This is a genomic window from Moorena producens 3L, from assembly GCF_000211815.1.
Lineage (GTDB): Bacteria > Cyanobacteriota > Cyanobacteriia > Cyanobacteriales > Coleofasciculaceae > Moorena > Moorena producens.
This window is the reverse complement of sequence record NZ_GL890883.1, coordinates 1-2,208: the sequence shown is the minus strand read 5'-3', so window position 1 is coordinate 2,208 and position 2,208 is coordinate 1. Positions and strand designations below refer to the sequence as shown.

The window sequence follows — 2,208 nt, the reverse complement described above, 5'->3', positions numbered from 1 at the left end:
ATTCCTCGCCGGCGAGGATCAGCGTAGCGCCCAAGCCACCGGGATGCTCCACCGCCTGCCACATTCCCCGCACAAGGTCGTCGACGAAGACCAGATGGAGTAGGGTTTGGCCGGAGCCGAACATGATGAATCGGCCGGTCTTGACGAGGGTAAACAGTTTGAGGAACCGCATGTCGCCGGGACCATAAATACCGGCGGGCCGCACAATGGTGACGGGAAGTCCTTGGCTTTGCGATTGTTGGACGCACTGCTCGGCAGCCAACTTCGTGCGCTGGTAAATGTCGCTGGGTGCAAACGGTGACTGTTCATTGGCGGGAACCTCCTCGACACCGCCGTGGACACCAATCGTGCTGCAATGCAGTAAGCGAGCCACGCCGTGTTGCCGACAGGCTTCCACGACCGCACTGGTTCCGCCAACGTTGACATCCCAGTACAGCTGGTCCGGATGCTTGGCTGCGCGATACAGCGCGGCAACGTGGTAAACGTGTTCGCAGCCGGCGACGGCCTGCTCAATCGTCTCGTGCTGTAGGAGATCGCCCTCGAACAACTCGATTCTTCCGATGCGTCTCTTTTCCGTGTCTAGCGCAGAAACGTCCGCGCTGGGTCGTACGAGCGCACGGACGAGGTATCCCTGGTCGGCCAGCCAGTGCGTGAGGTGACTGCCCGTGAATCCGCTGGCTCCCGTGACCAGCACCCGTTTGTTTGCAGCTGGGTTCATGCCGCAGGTCCCGCAGGTTCGCGACCCTAACGCGTGGGCGTTTCGCAACCCAGCGTAGAGGCGATTTCTTGGTAAAACTCGGACAGCTTGAGATCCAACACGTCCGGTCGGAAACGCGTTTGCATTCTTTGTTGAGCTGCAGCAGACAGTCGCATGCCCAGCCGATAATCGTCGAGCAGCGCCGCGATGCCGCGGGCCATCTCCAGAGGGGTGGCGTCCACGAGCATGGCGATCTCACTGTCGAGCACCTGCGTATGCATGGTGAGCGCCGTAGCCAATACGGGAGTACCCGATTCGAGGTAGGAGAAGATCTTCATCGGTGTATTGGTTCCCAACGTGCGTGGGGAAACCAATACGTCGGCTTGCTGTAGGTATTCGCGTAACTGATCGACCGGCCGCGGTCCGAGAAAATGGGTGCGGTCGAGAACGCCGTTCCGCTGCGCGTAATGACGGTGGAGCTGGATCTCGGGTTGTGCTCCACCAATGATGACTAACTGCGCGCGGTGATACTGATGATAGATGTGGGTAAAGGCATCCAGTAGGAGTTCGATTCCCTGGTACGTCTGCAGATTACCCACGTACATGATGATCGGCCCATCGAGTGCGAGCACTTGCGGCGTGTCCGCGGCCGGCTCCTGGGTCAGCAAGCTGGCATCTTCAATGCGTACGATGGGGACGTCCGAACTGTGCGATGCCGCGACGTCCTCGAGAGACTGGCAGACGGCGACGACACCGCGGCTTTGCCGCACTGCTTGACGCTCGCAAAAACGCAATAGCGGCAGCGCCATCCGCAACGGGGGAAGCTGATCAGAGATCTGGCGGGGGAGCGACGAGTCCATGTCGTAGATGTACGGTACGCCCAGCGTCCATTTGACCAGCATGGCCATGAACACAGACTCCTCCACCGCATGAATCACATCGTAGTGATTCCGCCAGCATAAACGCAGGACTTTCCCCGCCATGGCCGTGTCGCAGGCGAGCTTTCGCCAGGAAAAGCCGGGAGGAACGCCCTGGGTGAAAGGGATCGTTGGAATTCGTAAGTGACGAACCCCCGGAAGGTCGATGTCGGTCCCCTCATGGAACGTCAAGAGATCGATTTCGTGTCCATCGTCGGCCAACACATGCAGCATCTTCAGCGTCGCGATCGGTGTACCGCGATTCTGAAAGAAGGGCTGAGGTGCGAGGACGAGGAGTTTCATGTGGTGACGGGAGCTACCGATGAGGGGATACGTGCGTGAACAATGACCGGAGAACCGAAGACTGCAGTAAGGCCGAAGGTGCGCGCTACCGATTCCGCCGTTCGTGAGATCCACGACTGTCCTAGCCAACGGTGCAATGCCATCGGAAACAAGAACTGGCGGTGACGGCTAACATCGGTGAAGTGATGCTTCCGCAAGGCATCCAGAAGTTCTTGACCACCGAAGCAGCGATACGCACGCGTATTTTTTTCGATTCTCTTTTTCAAGGCAAACAATTGGCCACTGAAGCGA

Annotated in this window: 2 protein-coding genes; both read right to left on the bottom strand. The window is 58.8% G+C overall.

The window, feature by feature from the left end:
- On the bottom strand, nucleotides 1-718 hold a 718-nt coding region (locus tag LYNGBM3L_RS12905; RefSeq protein ID WP_008183564.1), incomplete at its 3' end, for an NAD-dependent epimerase/dehydratase family protein.
- A gap of 26 nt (nucleotides 719-744) precedes the next feature.
- Nucleotides 745-1,917 carry a glycosyltransferase family 4 protein gene (locus tag LYNGBM3L_RS12900; RefSeq protein ID WP_008183563.1) on the bottom strand — a complete coding sequence of 391 codons (1,173 nt, stop codon included), beginning with the start codon at nucleotides 1,915-1,917 and terminating at the stop codon, nucleotides 745-747.
- Between the last annotated feature and the right edge of the window lie 291 nt (nucleotides 1,918-2,208).